The organism is Xanthomonas sp. NCPPB 3582 (assembly GCF_041475735.2).
In the GTDB taxonomy this organism is placed as follows: domain Bacteria; phylum Pseudomonadota; class Gammaproteobacteria; order Xanthomonadales; family Xanthomonadaceae; genus Xanthomonas; species Xanthomonas codiaei.
On sequence record NZ_CM192968.1, the window covers coordinates 3,061,229 to 3,078,225 of the forward strand.

At 66.2% G+C, this 16,997-nt stretch carries 13 protein-coding genes and 1 pseudogene; 2 read left to right on the top strand and 12 right to left on the bottom strand.

Translation table 11 applies throughout. The features are described from left to right. Position 1: 1 nt before the first annotated feature. Complete coding sequence (locus tag ACCQ05_RS12885; RefSeq protein ID WP_372390691.1) at positions 2 to 1,726, bottom strand: ATP-binding cassette domain-containing protein; 1,725 nt, start codon at positions 1,724 to 1,726, stop codon at positions 2 to 4. 58 nt (positions 1,727 to 1,784) lie between these two features. After that, a complete protein-coding gene (locus ACCQ05_RS12890; RefSeq protein WP_372390693.1) occupies positions 1,785 to 2,831 on the bottom strand; it encodes a phosphoenolpyruvate carboxykinase (ATP) in 1,047 nt (348 codons plus the stop codon). A 155-nt stretch (positions 2,832 to 2,986) separates the two neighbouring features. Between ACCQ05_RS12890 and ACCQ05_RS12895 the strand changes: the two are divergent. Together ACCQ05_RS12895 and ACCQ05_RS12900 are read left to right on the top strand one after the other, a co-directional pair. Continuing rightward, positions 2,987 to 4,541 (top strand): annotated as a pseudogene (locus tag ACCQ05_RS12895) (B12-binding domain-containing radical SAM protein). A 245-nt stretch (positions 4,542 to 4,786) separates the two neighbouring features. Continuing rightward, positions 4,787 to 6,001 (top strand): nucleotidyltransferase family protein, encoded by a 1,215-nt coding sequence (locus ACCQ05_RS12900; protein ID WP_372390696.1) that lies wholly within the window; start codon positions 4,787 to 4,789, stop codon positions 5,999 to 6,001. A gap of 250 nt (positions 6,002 to 6,251) precedes the next feature. Here ACCQ05_RS12900 and ACCQ05_RS12905 read toward each other — a convergent pair whose 3' ends face one another. The 10 genes from ACCQ05_RS12905 to ACCQ05_RS12950 all read right to left on the bottom strand — a co-directional run bounded on the left by ACCQ05_RS12905 (position 6,252) and on the right by ACCQ05_RS12950 (position 16,985). Then, positions 6,252 to 7,364 (bottom strand): glycosyltransferase family 4 protein, encoded by a 1,113-nt coding sequence (locus ACCQ05_RS12905; RefSeq protein ID WP_372390698.1) that lies wholly within the window; start codon positions 7,362 to 7,364, stop codon positions 6,252 to 6,254. Beyond that, positions 7,361 to 8,491: a glycosyltransferase family 4 protein gene (locus tag ACCQ05_RS12910; protein ID WP_372390700.1), complete on the bottom strand. Its 1,131-nt coding sequence runs from the start codon at positions 8,489 to 8,491 to the stop codon at positions 7,361 to 7,363. Before ACCQ05_RS12910 ends, ACCQ05_RS12905 begins: the two co-directional genes overlap by 4 nt. Positions 8,492 to 8,606: 115 nt before the next feature. Continuing rightward, a complete protein-coding gene (locus ACCQ05_RS12915) occupies positions 8,607 to 9,305 on the bottom strand; it encodes a class I SAM-dependent methyltransferase (protein ID WP_228962036.1) in 699 nt (232 codons plus the stop codon). Continuing rightward, on the bottom strand, positions 9,302 to 10,522 hold the full coding sequence (locus tag ACCQ05_RS12920; protein ID WP_228962035.1) for an amidohydrolase family protein: 1,221 nt from the start codon (positions 10,520 to 10,522) through the stop codon (positions 9,302 to 9,304). The genes ACCQ05_RS12915 and ACCQ05_RS12920 overlap by 4 nt, the downstream gene beginning before the upstream one ends. Positions 10,523 to 10,534: 12 nt before the next feature. Further along, entirely contained in the window at positions 10,535 to 11,377 is an 843-nt protein-coding gene (locus ACCQ05_RS12925) for a class I SAM-dependent methyltransferase (protein ID WP_372390702.1), read from the bottom strand. A 268-nt stretch (positions 11,378 to 11,645) separates the two neighbouring features. Next, the gene (locus tag ACCQ05_RS12930; protein ID WP_372390704.1) at positions 11,646 to 12,494 is read right to left on the bottom strand and encodes a Wzz/FepE/Etk N-terminal domain-containing protein; all 849 of its coding nucleotides are present in this window, start codon (positions 12,492 to 12,494) and stop codon (positions 11,646 to 11,648) included. A gap of 40 nt (positions 12,495 to 12,534) precedes the next feature. Then, positions 12,535 to 13,623 (bottom strand): hypothetical protein, encoded by a 1,089-nt coding sequence (locus ACCQ05_RS12935; RefSeq protein WP_267475668.1) that lies wholly within the window; start codon positions 13,621 to 13,623, stop codon positions 12,535 to 12,537. Between the two features lie 37 nt (positions 13,624 to 13,660). Continuing rightward, positions 13,661 to 14,614 carry a glycosyltransferase family 2 protein gene (locus ACCQ05_RS12940; RefSeq protein WP_372390706.1) on the bottom strand — a complete coding sequence of 318 codons (954 nt, stop codon included), beginning with the start codon at positions 14,612 to 14,614 and terminating at the stop codon, positions 13,661 to 13,663. After that, the gene (locus tag ACCQ05_RS12945; RefSeq protein WP_372390708.1) at positions 14,611 to 15,864 is read right to left on the bottom strand and encodes an O-antigen translocase; all 1,254 of its coding nucleotides are present in this window, start codon (positions 15,862 to 15,864) and stop codon (positions 14,611 to 14,613) included. The genes ACCQ05_RS12940 and ACCQ05_RS12945 overlap by 4 nt, the downstream gene beginning before the upstream one ends. Beyond that, a complete protein-coding gene (locus tag ACCQ05_RS12950) occupies positions 15,861 to 16,985 on the bottom strand; it encodes a DegT/DnrJ/EryC1/StrS family aminotransferase (RefSeq protein WP_372394079.1) in 1,125 nt (374 codons plus the stop codon). The genes ACCQ05_RS12945 and ACCQ05_RS12950 overlap by 4 nt, the downstream gene beginning before the upstream one ends. Between the last annotated feature and the right edge of the window lie 12 nt (positions 16,986 to 16,997).

Genomic DNA, 16,997 nt, shown 5'->3' on the forward strand with positions numbered 1-16,997 from the left:
CTCATGCGCCGCGGCGAGTTGCCATGGCCGCGCCCCTGCCCTGCGCTTTCGCGGCAGCTGCACCACCCAGCGCAACCGTGCGGTCGGCTACCGCGGCCAGACTGGTGCGGTGCGACACCACCACCAGTGCGGTCTGCGGCAACCGCTGCCGCAACGTCACCAGTACCTGCTGTTCGGCATCCGCATCGAGGGCGCTGGTGGCCTCGTCCAGCAGCGCCAGGGTCGGGGCACGCAGCAACACCTGCGCCAGCAACAGACGTTGCAATTCTCCGCCGGACAGGCGCCCCTCCTGCCCATTGATGACGGTGTCCAGGCCCTGCCCTTCGCGCTGCAGCCGTGCGCTCAGGCCGACATCGCACAGCACTTCCCACATGCGGAAATCGGGCGTCCCCGGCAGCGCCCAGTCCAGGCACTCGCGCACGTTGCGTTGCCAGGGCCGCACCGCCTGGCCGACGTAGGCGCTATGGCGAATCAGGTGTCGATAGGCCGCAAAATCCAGCCGACGCCCGCTCATCTGCGCCTGGAACAACAGCGGCGGCGTTTGCCCGGACAGCACGTCCATCAGGCTGCTCTTGCCGATGCCGGAGGGGCCAACCACCAAGGTCATCTCCCCCGCCACGAGCAGCAGGCCGTCGATCGCAAGCGCGGGCAGCGGAGGTGCCAGATCGATGCGCTCCACATGCAGCACCGCCGGCAACGGGTCGGCAACCGCGTTGGATGCATGCGCACCTGCGGTGCCCAGATCCACGTAGCGTCGCCACAGCTGCAGCGCCGGCCAGGCCGATCGCAACTGCTGCACGCTCTGCCGCGTGGTGACCAGATACGGCAGCAGGCGGCCGAGCAACAGACTGACCGTGATCAAGGCGGCGCGGTCGGCGCCCTGCCACAGGTTGGCGAGCACCAGGATGCCGGCGATGGCAGCCACCGCGGTGAGCTCCAGCACCAGGCGGCTGGCGGCCACCAGTTCCTGCTGCTGCGCGTAACCCTGTGCCAGGCGGGTGGACATGCGCGCGTACTGCAGGGTTTCCACCGCTTCGCGCTGAAAGGAGCGCACATGGCGCAGGCGGCGTGGGAAGTCCTCGCTCAACCAGAACAGCTGGGTCATGTCGGCCACGTAGGCGCGGCTGATGCGCGCCTGCACATCGCTGCTGGAGATGCGCAGGCCCAGCCATGCCAGCAGCGCGAGCAGCGGTGTCGCCAGCAGCAACGCAGGCACGATCAACACCGCCACGCACACACTGACCAGCGCGGTGATGCCGGCCACCATCAACTGCAAGACCGCACTGAACCCTTGTGTGGCGATTTCGATGTTGTAGGTGAGCACGTTGGCGATTTCCGCCGAACTGGCGCCCGACAAGGCCGGCAGCGGGGCACCCATCAGCGCCGCATGCACGCGCTGGCGCAGGCCGAGCGCATACCGGGCGGTCATGCGTGCAGCCAGCCGCGCGCCGTGCCAACGCAACAGCGCGAACAGCACGCTGACGACGACGAACACGCCTGCCTGCACCGGCAGGCCACCGGGCACGGCCAGCCGGTAGCCGGCCAGCTGCACGCTGTGGCCGGGTTGCACCAGCGGCAACAGACATACCGCCACGAGGCTGCCGACGAATGCGGCCGCCAGCGACAATGCCACGTACAGTGCGACGGCCGGCCGGTCCGCCGGCACCAGCGTGTCGACGAAGCGATGCAGCACCGCCCAGAACCGATTGCGCGCATGCCGATACATCAGCCGCCCACACCGCCTGCAGTGCCGACACGCGCATGCGGCCGGTCGCGCAGCTGTCTCATTGCAGCACCTGCAGCAAGGCATCCAGGCAGGCCTGCGGATGCGGGCCACGGTGCAGGCTGAACATGCCGATGCGCTGCACCTGCGCCACGAAGCGCTGCCACCCGGGCTGACCGGCGGCATAGGGCTGGTCTCGCTGCAGGCACGGCGCTATCTGCGCGGCTGGCACCGGCATCAACAAACCATTGCCCGATGCGCTGGCAGGCCGCTTGGACAACATCACCACGGCACCCAGCTGCAAGGGCGCGGGCGCAAGCGTGGCATGGCCGTGACGGATGTCGACTTCGAACTTTTCCACGCCGCTGCGGCGACGAATGATCGGCGAGCCAGCGATCCATGCGCGGGTGGGCGCATCGACCAGGCCCAGGGCTTCGGGCCGCAGATGCAGGAAGTTGGCGACGCCGGTGGTCAGCAGGCTGTCCGGCGCCACGAACACGCCGTCTTCGGCGATGAACTCCAGCCCATGCAGCAGGCTGTGCAGCGCCAGCGTGGATTTACCCGCGCCACTGACGCCGAGCAGCAGCACGCTGCGGCCGCGCCGGCCCACGCAGGCGCCGTGCAGCGGCACCAGGCCCATGCCCCGCGCGGCCAGCAGGAACACCGCAAACTCGATCAGTTCGTAGCGCACGTGGTACGCATGCGCCAGCATGTCCTCGGAGACCACCAGCATGGCGCGGCGCTCCGGGATCGACAGCATCAGATGGTTGCAGGCGTCCATCACGCCGCAGATCAGGCCGCCCACCGCATGCGTGCGCACCGGTGGCGGCTCGGCGGCCACGCTGCCGTGCGCGCGCGGCAGCAGATCCAGGGTGAGATGGAACTGCGGCGCGCCGGCCAGATGATGTGCAGGCAAGCCGGCATAGGCGGCATCGACCAGGGCCAGCAGCGCCGGGCTGTCGCTATGGAAGTGGAACAGCGCACCGAGAATCTGCCGCTGCACGCTGAAGGCACGCGCGCGTTGCTCGCCGAACGGGTCTGCCGCCACCGCGGCCTGCGCCGTCTGTTCCAGCGGCTGGTATTGCGCCAACGCAGCCGACTGCGGCATGCCTGTCATCCAATGCACCGATCAGCCGGTGTGTGCCGAGGGCAGGCGCGAAGGTTGCATCGCCGTGCGCGATGCGCGGGTGCGTCCCGTCGCCGCCATGTGCAACGCAGCGGCGCAACCAAAGACGCCTGTGCGCGCACCTACTGCCGAGCCGAATGCCGGTGTCTGCGCACGCCGCCGCTGCGCGCCACCTGGCGACAGAACGAGAGCCTTGTGCAGATGCTAAAGATCCAGGTCAGTCATTCGTATTTCCTGCGTTACGACTCCAAACAATGGGAGCGCGGCAAGCCTTATCCGCCGCTGGCCACCTTGCAGATCGCGGCATTGCTGCGCGAGCGCGGGCATGCCGTGAACCTGTTCGATGCCATGCTGGCCGACGGCGTCGAGGACTACGCCGGCGCGCTGCACGACGCGCAGCCGGAGCTGGTGGTGTTCTATGAGGACAACTTCAACTTCCTCACCAAGATGTGCCTGAGCCGCATGCGCGAGGCGGCCTGCCGCATGATCGGACAGGCGCGCGCGGCCGGCTGCCGTGTGTTGGTGGCGGGCTCGGATGCCTCCGACAACCCGGACGCGTTCCTGGCCGCCGGTGCGCATGCGGTCCTGATCGGCGAAGGCATCGCGCCGTTGATCGAATTGATCGAGCGGATCGAACGCAATCGGCAGATCGACACGCAGGCCTGGCTGGCCGGTGTCGCGCGCATCGCCAGCAGCGATCCGACGGCGGTACGCGCGCATCCGGGTGCGCAGCCACCGGATCCGCGCCTGAGCGGCCTGCCGGCCTGGGACCTGGTCGACATGCCGCGCTACCAGCGCTTCTGGCGGCAGCGACACGGCTATTTCAGCCTGAACATGGCTGCCTCGCGCGGTTGCCCGTTCCGCTGCAACTGGTGCGCCAAGCCGATCTGGGGCAACCACTACACCCGTCGCGGCGCCGAGGACGTGGCCGCCGAAATGATCCATCTAAAACGCAACTTCCAGCCCGATCACCTGTGGATGGCCGACGACATCTTCGGCTTTCATATCGATTGGGTGGAGACGTTTGCGCAGCGCCTGAGCGAGGCCGATGGCGCGATTCCATTCACCATCCAGACCCGCGCGGATCTGGCCAGCGAACGCATGGCCGCGGCACTGGCGCGCGCCGGGTGTGCAGAGGCCTGGATCGGTGCGGAAAGCGGCAGCCAGCGCATCCTCGACAGGATGACCAAGGGCACCGACGTGGCCGGGGTGATCGCCGCCCGCCAGCGGCTGGGCGCGCATGGAATCCGCGTGGGTTTCTTCATCCAGCTGGGCTATCTGGGCGAAGAACTCGAGGACATCCTGGCCACGCGCGCACTGGTGAGCCAGGCCAATCCGGACATCATCGGCGTCAGCGTGTCGTATCCGTTGCCCGGCACCAAGTTCTACGAAGAAGTGAAGAACCAGCTCGGCGGCAAGACGCATTGGCAGGACAGCGACGACCTGGCGATGATGTTCCATGGCGCCTACGACTCGGAGTTCTACCGCAGCGTGCGCGATCTGTTGCACGCCCAGGTGGACCTGCAGCAGGCGCGGGGCACGATGACGGCCGACGCCGTTGCGCAGGCCTGCGAGCAGCTGGAAGCGCGCTGGTCCGCGTTGATCGCCTCCGAACAGCTGCACCGCACCGAACCGCTTGCCACCCTGCGCGCACGGCCATCACGGCCGTTGGCCACGGTGCTGGTGGGCTAGCGTTTCCTGAATCTGCCGGCGAACGCGAAACGGACGGGTGTGCATCGCGACATCGCCAACCCGGGCGATCGGGATTGCCACCCCGCCAACGCAACCGACGCACCCGACGCACCCGACGCAATCGTGGCGCGCGGCAGCGCCATCGCCAGACCGATACGCCAAGACGCCAAGACGCCACCACTGTGCGGTACCGCCACCGACTCGCAGCACCGCCCCGCCCCTTCGACCTCCCGGATCACGCCCGCATGCAGCCTTCGCTTCGTACCATCCGACACGGCCTGCACACGGCCACCGAGCGGCTCGCGCACGAGCTGGCGCAGCCGGGCGACGATTCGCCGCAATGGGACCGGCTGCAGTGGCAGCTGGCCGCGGCGGCAGCGGCGGCACATGGCGTGTCGCCGCTATTGCAGCGCCGCTCGTTGTGGCAGAACGCGCACTGGAACAGCTTCCTGGACGAGCAACGCCAGCATGTCGAAGACCGCCACCGGCGTATCGCGCTGCTGCTGACCCGCATCGACAGCGCCGCGCGCAACGCCGGCATCGCGCTGGTGGGATTGAAGGGCACCGCCTTGCATCGGCTGGGCGTGTACCTGCCCGGCGATCGTCCGATGGCCGATATCGACCTGCTGGTGGCGCCAGAGGACGCGCTCGCCACGGCCGCGCTATTGTGCGAGCTGGGGTATGAGGCCTCGTTCCAGCAATGGAAGCACCAGGTGTTCAAGCCGGTGCAGGGCGATGCGGTGGCCGGATTGGGCGAGCACCGCGATGCCCCGATCAACATCGAAGTGCATACGCGCATCCAGGAGCGCCTGCCGGTGCGCAGCGTGGATATCACCGCACGCATCTGGCCGGAGCACGCACAGCCGGGCCTGAACCCCTATCCTTCCATTGGCGCCCTGATGTGCCACCTGCTGCTGCACGCAGCCGGTGGCATCTGCCATCGCAGCATCCGGCTGATGCATCTGCACGATCTTGCGTTGCTGACCACCCGCATGGGCCCACGCGATTGGCAGCAGTTATGGGAAGACCCGGCGGTGTCGCCGTGGTGGGCGTTGCCGCCGTTGCAGTTGCTGCAGCGTTACTACCGCGCGGTGGTGCCGGCGCAGGTCATGGCGCGGCTGCACGCCGAGTGCCCGCGCCTGCTGCGCCTGCGTGCCGGTCGGCAGACGCTCACCACCGCCTCGTGCTCCAACCTGTGGCTGTCGGCCCTGCCCGGGATCGAGTGGTCGGGTTCGTTGAGCGAGGCGCGGCAGTACCTGCGCGAACGCGTGGTGCCGTCAGCGGAGAGCCGCAAGGAGCGTGCCGACATGCTGCAGACCCAACTCTGGCTGCAGGATCAGCCCTGGGTGCGCCAGACCCAGGCACGCCGGCTGATGACGCGGCTGACTCGCCCGGTTCCGCGCACCGACATGCTGTACGTGGTGCGTGCGGCGCTGGATGGATATCTGCAGCCGGCGTGAGGCTGGGCAGGCGGGGGGGCGCATCGTGGAATCGCCCCTCGATGGACGCGCCAGCCCGGCAGCGCCGCTGGCCCAAGCCTGCGCCACACCATCGAGCGCATGCCGCACAGGCGAAGACGCGCGCATTCACGCCGCTCGATCGCCTCGGGCTGGGACTCGAACACGCATCGCATCGGTAGCCGCATCTCCAAGCTGCGGTTTGCGCGATGCGTACCGCTCTGACACGGCGCGCATTCCTGGGCCAATGCGCTCAGCGCAGCGGTCGCCGCTCGCAGAGCTGGCGGTAAAGGTGTTCGAACTGGCGTGTGGTGAACGCCGCATCTTCGCGAACCGCGCGGCATTGCGCGGCCCATGCCAGGCGCAGGCGCAGTTCGTCGTCGCCAAGCACCTGCCGGATGGCCTCGGCCATGCCCGCCCAATCGCCTGGCGCAACCGCCAACGCTGCAACCGGTGCCCACTCGGTGAGATGCCCAACCGCGGTGCCGACGGTGGGAACGCCGGCAACGGCGGCTTCCAGCAACACCATCGGGCCGGCTTCATGCAACGAGGACAGCACCAGCAGATCGGCCGACAGCATGAGCGGGCGCAATTCGCGCTGGGTCCTGAAGCCGAGGAAGCGGACCTGCTCCTGCAGGCTGAGCTGCTGCACCAGGCGCTGCATGGCACCGTCCAGCGTATCGACGCCGACCATGTCCAGCGTAAAGGCGACGCCGGCGCGCTTGAGCGCGGCCATTGCCTGCAGCAAGGTGCGCTGATCCTTGACCGGATTGAGGCTGGCGACATGCAGCAGACGCGCGCTCGCACCGTGCCGGGCGCGCGGCGGCGCCGCCGGCCATGCGCGCAGATCCACGCCCAACGGCACCCGCTGCGCGTGGAGGCCCAGTGCCTGCAGGGAGGCGATGATCGGTTCGCTGGCAGCGGTCACCCGGTCGGCCAGGCGCAGGATCACCGCTTCGCGCAGGCGTCCACGCCAACGCCGGCGGCCGCCGTAGCCGATCGCATGCAACGCCACCAGCTCGCCACCGGCGATATGCACCACGCTGGGACGCCGCAACAGCCGCGCCGCGAGGACCGCGATCAGGCTGCAGTAGCCGGAGAAGATCGCCTGGATCACATCGAATGGCGCGCGCCGGTGTTCCTCGACGATGGCTGCCACCGCACGCAGGCGCGTGCGCCGCTCACCGATGTTGTGCACCCTGGCGCCGCGCAGCATCCAGGTGGCCGGCAGCGGCTCCTGATGCAGGACGAACACATGCACCTCGTGATGGCGCGCCAGCCATTCGATCAAGGTCAGGAACACCGGAATCACGCGGACCTCGCCACTGCGGTCCACCCCTCCCGGCACCACCAGCGCCAGCTTCATCGCGTGGCCCCCTGCGCGTGGCCCAGCAGACTGGCGTAGGCCCGGGCCCATTGCCGCCCCACTGCGGCAAACGACAGGTGTGCATCGAAATGCGCGCGCACGTGCGCCCGGCTGGGCCGCTGCCGCGCTGCGCGCACCAATAGTTCCGACAGCGCGGCGGCATCGCCCACCGGCCAGAGTTCGCCCACCGCGCCGGCAGCGCTGAGCGCACGAAACGCCGGGATATCGGTCAGCAGCGGCAGGCTGCCGCAGGCATAGGCCTCCAGCGCCGCGTAGCCGCAGCTTTCGGTATGGCTGGCAGAGACGAAGATGTCGCTGGCCTGCAGCAGGGTCTGCACGTGCGCATGCTCCACCTTGCCCAGCAAATGCACGCAGCGCGCCAGCAGCGGATCATCGCGCAGGCGTTGCTGGATCTGCGCCAGCAGCGGCGCCTGGTCGAACACGCACCACAGGCGCAGGCCGGGCACGACGCGTGCGGCCAGGGCGATCGCATCGAGCACGCACAGGGGATCCTTGGCCGGGCTCAGATGACCCACCCACACCACACAGGGATCGCCGTGCAGGCCGGTCTGCTCGCGCGCCAGCGCCTGTGCGCCCGGTGTGAAGCGGCTGCTGGATTCGGGAATGGCAAACAGCTGCGTGGCGGCACCGAACAGACCAGCGCGCTGGAACGGCCGCGCCAGTTCCAGCGAGGTGAATGCGATTCCGGCAACGGCACGGTAGCGCGCCCGCCACACCGCACGGCTCCACCAGCGCGGCGGACGATTGGCATGATCCTGCAGCAGGATCGGCGTATGCGGCAGCTCACGCGCGAGCCGTCGCGCATCGCCAGCGAACTCCAGGCCATGCACATGGATCACATCGACGTCGAGTTCCTGCAGCAGCGCCTGCAGCGCGCTGGCGCGTGCAGCGCTGCCACGCAGGCCAAGGGCGGTAAAACGATAGGCCACGCCGTGCCGCGACAAGCGTGCCTCCAGCGCGGAGGCCTGAATCACCGACACGCGGATACCCGCACTGGCCACCGCTTCGGCGATGTCGGCCAGCGACGGCCAGTGCGCGAACACCTGCTCGATGCTCAGGCCATCGGGAGTCGCCACCAGATTGAGCTGGACCACATGCAAGGTCATGGGCTGCACAGCAGCGCGCGATGGACGTGCACGCCACGACGCGCAGGTCCGTAGCACTGCAGCGGGCGACCGGTGGCGAGCGCCGCGCGGCGCCACTGCGGATACACCACGTCGTTCACGCGACGCGCCGCAGCCGCAGCACCAGGGCCACCGGGACCTGCAGCGCCATCTGGTCGAAATGCGCACCAGCGGGAATATCGTCCGGGTCCAGCATTGGCTCGGCAACGGCTTCGATCGCAAAGCCCAATGCCGTGCAGGCCGCATGCCAGTGGCTATACAGGTGCTGGGTATGACGCACGGCGTAGTGGCGACCGTCGGCCTTGAAATCGCGGCGCCACCCCAGCGCATCGCCGATCGGGTGCACGTCGCTGCACAGCACGATGCCATCGGGACGGGTGACGCGGTGCAGCTCTTCCAGCGCCGGCCATAGTCGCGGCAGATGCCCGACCACCAGCCCGCAGACACTGAAATCGGCCACCGCATCGGCGAGCGGCAACCGATCGAGGCTGCCCTGCCGCAGGCTCACCCGCCCAGCTGGCCAGTGCTGCGCCAGTTCGGTACCGGCACGCTGCAGCATCTGCGGCGACAGATCGACGCCGGTGACGTGCCGCGCACCCCGCCGCAAGGCATGAAACATGTAACGGCCGCTGCCACAGCCTGCATCCAGCACATGCTGCCCCTGCAGCACCGCCGGCATCAGGCCGAGCATGGCGCGCTCTTCGGCCAGCATCACCGGATTGTGCGCATGCGGCGGATACGCCTGCGCCCATAGCGCATACGCATCCACTGGATCGAGGACCGGCACCGCGCTCACGACGCGACCCCGATGGCGAGCAGTGCGTCAGATGCCGAAGGCGCTGCGCGCTGTACGCACTGCAGGCCCGGTTCCAGTGCCAGCACCGCCGGATCCGCCAGCGCGGCGTCGAGCAACTTGGGACGGCCGTCCAGCAGCACCGGCACGGTCTGGATGCCGGCGGCATCGAACCACGGCGCGAAATCCGGATCGGCAATGCGTGGCTTGCCGTCGCGGATCACGGCGCGCAATGCGCTGCGATCGCAACCGATGATGCTGTTGGCGGGCTCGCCGCCGCGGTCGCGCACGATCACCAGGTCCGCAACCGCGCCAGGCGCGATACGCCCGCGCGATGCCGTCCGCAGGATGCGTGCCGCGTGCCCGGTGACCAGGCCAAGCAGCAGATCCGGCGCCAGGCCGCTGTCGGCGGCGACCAGCAATTCGTCGAGCAGATCGCGCGAGCCGCTCACGCGCGAATCGCTGCCCAGCGCTAGCCGCCCGGCCATGCACAGGCGCCAGGGGTCCAGGGTGCGACCGAGCAAGTTCAGATTGCTCGACGGGCACCACACCACGGCCGCACCGCGCGCGATGACCCGTTCGATGTCCTGCTCGCCCATCCCCACGCCGTGGATCAGCACCGTATTGGATGCCAGGCAGCCAAGCCGGTCGAGGTCGTCCAGCTCGGCGCGCGCCACCGCATCGGTGCCTTCGGCCAGGTGGATCATCCATGGATGCGCCGACGGCGTGGCCGCAAAGCTGCCCTGCACCGGCGGCCCGTAGCCTGTCCAGCCCAGCGCGTAGCTCCAACCGAACTCACGCAGCACGCTTACCGGATACCCGGCTTCATCCAGGGTGGCGTGCCAGGGGTCGTGCTGCGCCACGCAGGTCACGCCGGCGAGCAGATTCTTCAAGCCGCCGTGACGCAGCCGTACCGCCTTGGGCACACGCAGCGCCGCGGCCACCTCGGGGTGCTGGAAATGCGCCTGGAACGCCTCGATCCACGCATAGCTGTTGGCGAACGGCGCCACCTGCGGCAGCGGTGGGACGCAGTTGACCTGCAAGTGCTCATGCGCATTGATCAGGCCCGGCGCCAGCACATGGCCCTGCAGATCCAGCCGCAAGGTTCCGGTGCCCACCGTACCGCCGAAGCGGCCATTGCGCATGTTGACCGCCACGTGCGACACCCCAGCCAGGGTGATCGCGCGCGCGCCCTGCAGACAGACATCGGCCATGGCCATCGGGCTCTCCACTCAGCGCTTGCGCATCACGATCAGGAAGTGATCGCCCATGTCGCGCAGCAGTGGCAGTCCGCCGAGCCGATCGTCCAGCGCGCCCAGGCGCTGCGCCAGGCGCGGATGGCGCTCGCAAACATCTACCAGATACGGCGGCGGCAGGAACAGGCTCAGGGCGCGATAGCTATCCAGCACGAAGTGCTGTTCGAAGGCGCGATAGAACTCGCGCGGCAGGTGGTACCAGGTCCAGATGGTGTGGCCGTTCATGCCCACCGCCGTTGCGCCCTTGGCCGCGCGCACCGCCGCCCGCTTGAAGCGACCACGCAACGCGTAGTGGCCGACTTCCCACGGACAGATACGCCCGATCACCGAGAACACCAGGCAGCCATCGGCACGCAGCAGGCGCGCGCATTCGGCGGCCACCGCCGGCAGGTCCGGCGCGCAGTTGAGCGGGCCGAAATTGGAATACATGCCATCGAACGTGCCGTCCAGCCGATCGAGCTGCTGGATGCCGACATGCGCGGCAGCCAGCCGTTCTTCCAGGCCCTGGCTGGCAGCACGATGGCGAGTGCGCTCGACCATGGCCGGCGACCAATCGGTGGCCAGCACGCGATACCCGCGCCGTGCGAATTCGGCGGCATCCAGCCCGGTTCCGCAGCCCAGGTCCACCAGCCGCGAGCCCACCGGCAATTCGGCAGTCACCGTCTCCCACAAGGTAGTGCGCATACGCTGGATCAGCGCGTTGTTGCCGCGTGGGCCGTCGTAGTCGGGGGCGACGCTGTCGAACGCACGTTGCGTCTCCAGCAATTGCTCCGGTGCGACCGTCCCGCCACGCGCCGCATGCTCACTGACCACCGACATGCATCGCCTCCCACACCTGTCCTGCTGAACTCACGGCACTCTCCGGGCGCGGAGCCGCCACTGCGGCATCGCTTGATAGACCCGTGAGTGCCACCGCCCGCTGGTTTGGTTGCAGGCAGGTTGGCGCGCCGATGCATGGGGATCACTTGCAGACTGCAGACATCCAACGGCGCTCGCCGCGATCACGACCGCAGCGCCCAGGCCACAGGCGTGCGCAGCGCAGCCGTGCCGGATGCCGGCCGCAAGCGCCGAGCCGCAGCAGCCGATCTCAGGCGACAGCCGCCGACGTCCCCGCCACGCGGCGGCGCCAGGCATTGCGCAGCACCGCCGCCAGCACTCCCAGCCCAGCACCGCCGAGCAAACCGAGTGCCCCCACCATCGCGGTATTCGGAAATGCGCGCTGCTCTGGCACATACACCGGCCACGCCAACGAGGTCTGATAGGTATAGCGGTCGGTCAGCCGCGCCACCAGATCGTCGCGCTCGGTCTTGATCGCGCGGATGGTGGTGTTGCTATCGGTCAGCAGCACACCGGCCAGCACCTGCGCCGGGCTCGTCGCGCCACCCTGCCCGGCGTCGAGTTGCCGCTGCAGCTGGTCGCGGTTGCGCGTGGCAACACGCAGGTCCTCGCTCAGGCCCTGCAGGCGGGTGCGGGCGAGTGCGAGCGCGGTGGTGTTGGTGTCGCCGTGCAGCTGCTTCAGCGTATCGACCGTCGTCATCGCCAGGCGGCGCGCCTGCTGCGACGAATCGGCACGGATGGTGATGCCGATCAGATTGGCATACGGATCGGGGTCCGGCTTGAGGCTGCCCCGGTACAGCTGCGCGGCGCGGCTCTTGAGCGGCACGCCGGCCCGCTGCAGCACCGCATCCTGAAACAGCCGCGTCTTCATGCGATCGATCACGCGCTGGAACGGCTCGACCTTCGGGTCGCGGCCGGCCGGCGTCGGACCGATCTCGCCCACCTGGATCCATGCGGTGGCCTCCCACTGTGGCCTGGCCACGCGCAGGAACACCACACTGAGCCCCACCACCACGACGAACGCGGCCAGCGCCCAGCGCCACTCGCGGCGCAGGATGCGCCACAGGTCGATCAGATAGATTTCGTCGTGTTGATTCATCGGGCGCAGGCTCTGGAACAGGAAGGTGGAATCGCCGCGCTCACGCGGCAGACGGTTGTGCGGCGCGACGGTTGGGCAACAGCACGGTGCAGGCGTGCAGCACCAGACACAGCGCGATGAAGCCGAAGTTGGTCCAGGTGAAGGCCTGTGGCGCGAAAGGCGACATCAGGCAGGCATAGGCCAGGCGCAGGAAGATCAGCACGTGGAAGATCGACAGCGATCCGTTGAGCCGCCGCACGCTCCACACCAGCCCGGCGTACAGCGCCAGCAATGCGAGCACGGCTCCCGGCGCGCCCCAGGCCATCAGGAACGGAAAGAACTCGGTGCCCACATTGATATTGGGCGCATCCAGCGGAATGCTGGTACCGGCGGTAGCGATGGAGCCACTGAAGGGCACCAACTGGTTGATCAGGAAGCTGGCGTTGACGTAGCCCTTGGCCAGCATCGCACCGAAGTTGTACGGCCCCGCGCTGATGTACAGCAGCAGCCACTGTACGCCTTGCGGCATGGCCCGATAGAACGTACCGAACGGCAACGCCACCGTCGCCAACGAGCCCGAACGCAGCGTGCCCAGCACCGAAAACACACCGCCACCGGCCAGCACCAGCACGACTATCGTCTTCCACGGCAGCCGGCGCAGCGGATCGCGGCGCAGCAGCATCACTAGCACGAAGGAGAACAGGCCGGCAAAGATGCGGTTGCGGTCGATCACTAGGATGGGAAAGACGAACCCGAATGCCACCATCGCCGCACGCAGGCCGCGATGGCGCACGCAGAGCAGCGCAATCGGCGGCAGGATCCAGCACATGTTGGAGATGTGCCGCACATGCGAGCGCAACGGACTCAGGGTCGCATACGACGACGGATCGCTGAACAACGGAATCGGAAACAGCACCACATCGGCAATGCAGAACAGCGTGACGGCCGCCGCCAGCGCCATCGCCAAAAAGGCATCGCGGGTGCCGGCATAGCGATAGCTGCGGAAATATTCCGCCGCGGGCAGCCGGATACGCAGTAGTGCATCTAGTGCAGGGGTTAGTAAGCCAATGATCGCCAGTAGCGCAATCCCCTCCACATAGCCGGATGGCAGCGCATAGATCAGCCATGTGACACCACAGCTAACCAGCATTGCCGGCACAAGATAAAAGGACGGCCACCGCAGCGACTCAGCCACCCACTGCTCCCTGGGTCTTCGGGGCCGGGCGACCCAACGCGGCCACGAAGCGCTTCCACGCATAGTTCAGAAGCCAGTAGCCGACGCAAAGCGGCTGTCTCTGTAGAAAAGCAATCTTGGCAGCGATGTAGTCGGCCTCGGCATGCAGCAATGTGCATTCGGGCGCGTCAAACAGATGGCGATGGCGCATCGCAACAGCCCTGAACTCACTCAGGTTGGCAACACGCCTCTGCACATCCCGGGTTTTACTGGCGTTACCCCCGTGCAATCGGTACGCACAGACCGTACTGTCTACAAACCCCAACCCATCGCGCGCTACCAGCCTGAGAAAAAAATCCCAATCCTCAATGCGCAATCGTTCGTCCCAAGCAGTACGGGCATCGAATGCGCTCGCCCTGAGCATGATGACCGCCCCGCTAATCGCCCACCGAGTGATAATCATGCGACGAATTCCAAGCTCTGACAGATATGCGCTCTTGCGAGCGCCATGCAGACCGGACATTGCACTCGAATACAGCAGTTTTCCATCCTGGTCAACGACGCACGCATCACCGATAACAGCGCTTTTGACAGCGTTCTCCAAAAGAAAACTGACCTGTACCTCCAAGCCTCCTGGGATCAGATAATCGTCACTAGCCACGACGCGAAGGAACGACCCACGCGCACGCAGCGCAAGCTCATTCAAGGTGGCGGCTACGCCACGATTGTCGCGCCGGACGAACTGCACCGGAACAGTACTGCCATGTGCAGCGATCCACTGTGCGACTACTTCACCGGTCTCATCAACGGAACCGTCATCGATGATAACGATCTCCTTTTCCGGATATGGATCTTCCAGGACGCTATCCAGACACCGTCCAACGAACCGTGCATGATTGAACGCAGGGACCAGAACCGATACCAACGGCCAGTGCGCATGCGACTGTTCTGGCAAATGCAGCGTCATTCCGACTGCTCCAGATAATACCTAACCACCACCAGGCTAAACAAAAAATACAGTACGTAGTTGGCAACGAAGGCGTACATTGCGCCAATTACACCGAAACGTGCACTGAGCAAACAGACGAGCACGAAATAGCTGGCTGCGAACACGCACTCAGAAATCACGAAGGTACGCGTCATAGCCTTAGCCAGCATTACATATGACGATACGAACGCGGCGATCTTGATCGCATCACCGAGCAGCTGCGGACCGTATAAAGGAAGCGCAGCGGTGAACCCTTCGGCAAACAAAACACGGGTTACCCACTCGCGGCACAGATAGATACCTAGCGCCGAGACGATCACTGCCGGCATGACGTGGCAATAGGCCGCACGCAGCTCACGTACAAGTGCCAACCGTCCATGCAGAGACGCCAGTTTTGGAAGGTAATACACATTGATCGTGGTAGTGAAGAACAGAAGGTATGCATCCGACACCCGACTGACCGCTTGCCAATGACCCACCTGCTGCCATCCGAAGTGCGCTACCAAATGATCACGCACCAAGATTGCGGCAAGCTGTGGCGCCAATGTGGAGGTCAGGGTCATCACCGAGAACGCGGCGAGCTTTCGCGTCATTCCCGAATCGAAGTGAGCACGCAACATTGCGCCGGAGAAATACGGGCTGCATCTAAGCGCAGGCACGCAGGCAAACAACCACATCGCCTGCGCCAACACCCAGGCCATCAACACGCCTTGCAAATGCCATCGACCGGACGCCCAGGCCACGGCCAGTACACTTACAACAGAGCCGCTGACCTGTACAACCGCCAGGCGACGGAAATCATTGAAACCGTTGATTACTGCCAAGATGTAATTCACGAGCGCAATGCCTACCTGCGCCAAAGCCAGCATACAAATCAATGTCTGGTAGCTTCTATCGCCAAACAGCCGCTCTGCCAACAGGCCACTGCAGGCCAGCACCAGCATTGCCATCAGCAGCGATGCGTATCCGGTATACCGAAGCGCCGCGCCGAGCAGCCGCGCAAGCAAGGCGGCATCATGGCGGTACTCAGCCACATACTTGACAATCCCGGTACCGATGCCACCACCGGCCAACACAGCCAACACGGACATCAGCGCAAGCAACTGGCCGAGTCGTCCCACACCTTCCGGACCGGCATAGAGCGCAACGAGCTTGAGCACCACCAGTGCCGCGAACAGTCTGGTTAGCGTGGCAACGCCGGTATAGGCGCTGCTGCGCAGCACATTCATGCTGACGCCTCGAATGTCTGGCAGGCAGTGATCACACGTGCGACGTCTGCTTCTTGCAGCGTGGGCCCCATTGGCAAGCTCAACACCTCACGATGCAGCTGTTCGCTGATGGGTAAAGAGGCGGTCCCCAGCATGGCGTAGGCAGGCTGCAAATGCGGGGGAACCGGATAGTGAATCAGGGTCTGAATGCCATGGCGGCCCAGGTAGCTCTGCAGAGCGTCGCGATGCGAACTACGTATGACAAAAAGATGCCAAACGTGCCGTTCGGGTGAAGTGACAGCGGGTAATGCGATCAGAGGGTGCGCGATTGCGTCCAGATAGCGCCGCGCCACGGCGCGGCGGCGCTGAACGTCCTCATCCAGATGCCTGAGCTTGACCCGCAGCATCGCAGCCTGCATCTCGTCCAGGCGGGAATTGACGCCCTGATACAGGTGCTCGTACTTGAGTTCGGAGCCATAGTTTCGCAGTGCACGTATGCGCCGGATCAACTCAGTGTCGGAAGTCGTGATTGCGCCGCCATCACCTAGCGCGCCGAGATTCTTGCTGGGAAAGAAGCTAAAAGCTGCGGCGTCGCCGAACGCACCTGCCCGGGTACCATCGCAGCAGGCACCATACGCCTGGGCAGCGTCTTCAATCAACAGCAGCCCATAGCATCGCGCCAGCGCTTGCAATGTCGTCATATCGGCAAGCTGACCGTAGAGATGCACTGCGATGATGGCGCGAGTCCGTGGACCAATCGCCTTTTCCACAGCTGCCGGGTCAAGATTGAAGCTACCCGGCTCCGGCTCTACTGGCACCAGCACAAGATTGTTCTGGCTGATTGCGAGAAATGTGGCGATGAATGTATTGGCCGGGACGATGATCTCATCGCCCTCGCGCAACACACCCAGATCGCGATAGCCGCGCAAGATCAGCGATAAAGCGTCCAGCCCATTACCTACGCCGACCGCATGTTCGGTGCCGCAATAGTCTGCAAATTCCTGCTCGAACGACGACAGCTCCTGACCAAGAACATATCTACCCGAATCGATCACGCGAGCCGCTGCAGCCTTGAGCTCCTCGGAATAGCGCGCATTGACTGCACGCAGATCAAGAAACGGGACGTCCTCCCGCGGCGCCATCAGATTCACCGC

What these genes read in the sequence shown, in the direction of transcription:
- ACCQ05_RS12910 (WP_372390700.1), bottom strand. Translation starts at nt 8,491, where the DNA reads ATGACCTTGCATGTGGTCCAGCTCAATCTGGTGGCGACTCCCGATGGC.
- ACCQ05_RS12885 (WP_372390691.1), bottom strand. Translation starts at nt 1,726, where the DNA reads ATGTATCGGCATGCGCGCAATCGGTTCTGGGCGGTGCTGCATCGCTTC.
- ACCQ05_RS12935 (WP_267475668.1), bottom strand. Translation starts at nt 13,623, where the DNA reads ATGCTGGTTAGCTGTGGTGTCACATGGCTGATCTATGCGCTGCCATCC.
- ACCQ05_RS12900 (WP_372390696.1), top strand. Translation starts at nt 4,787, where the DNA reads ATGCAGCCTTCGCTTCGTACCATCCGACACGGCCTGCACACGGCCACC.
- ACCQ05_RS12950 (WP_372394079.1), bottom strand. Translation starts at nt 16,985, where the DNA reads ATGGCGCCGCGGGAGGACGTCCCGTTTCTTGATCTGCGTGCAGTCAAT.
- ACCQ05_RS12925 (WP_372390702.1), bottom strand. Translation starts at nt 11,377, where the DNA reads ATGTCGGTGGTCAGTGAGCATGCGGCGCGTGGCGGGACGGTCGCACCG.
- ACCQ05_RS12905 (WP_372390698.1), bottom strand. Translation starts at nt 7,364, where the DNA reads ATGAAGCTGGCGCTGGTGGTGCCGGGAGGGGTGGACCGCAGTGGCGAG.
- ACCQ05_RS12890 (WP_372390693.1), bottom strand. Translation starts at nt 2,831, where the DNA reads ATGCCGCAGTCGGCTGCGTTGGCGCAATACCAGCCGCTGGAACAGACG.
- ACCQ05_RS12940 (WP_372390706.1), bottom strand. Translation starts at nt 14,614, where the DNA reads ATGACGCTGCATTTGCCAGAACAGTCGCATGCGCACTGGCCGTTGGTA.
- ACCQ05_RS12930 (WP_372390704.1), bottom strand. Translation starts at nt 12,494, where the DNA reads ATGAATCAACACGACGAAATCTATCTGATCGACCTGTGGCGCATCCTG.
- ACCQ05_RS12920 (WP_228962035.1), bottom strand. Translation starts at nt 10,522, where the DNA reads ATGGCCATGGCCGATGTCTGTCTGCAGGGCGCGCGCGCGATCACCCTG.
- ACCQ05_RS12945 (WP_372390708.1), bottom strand. Translation starts at nt 15,864, where the DNA reads ATGAATGTGCTGCGCAGCAGCGCCTATACCGGCGTTGCCACGCTAACC.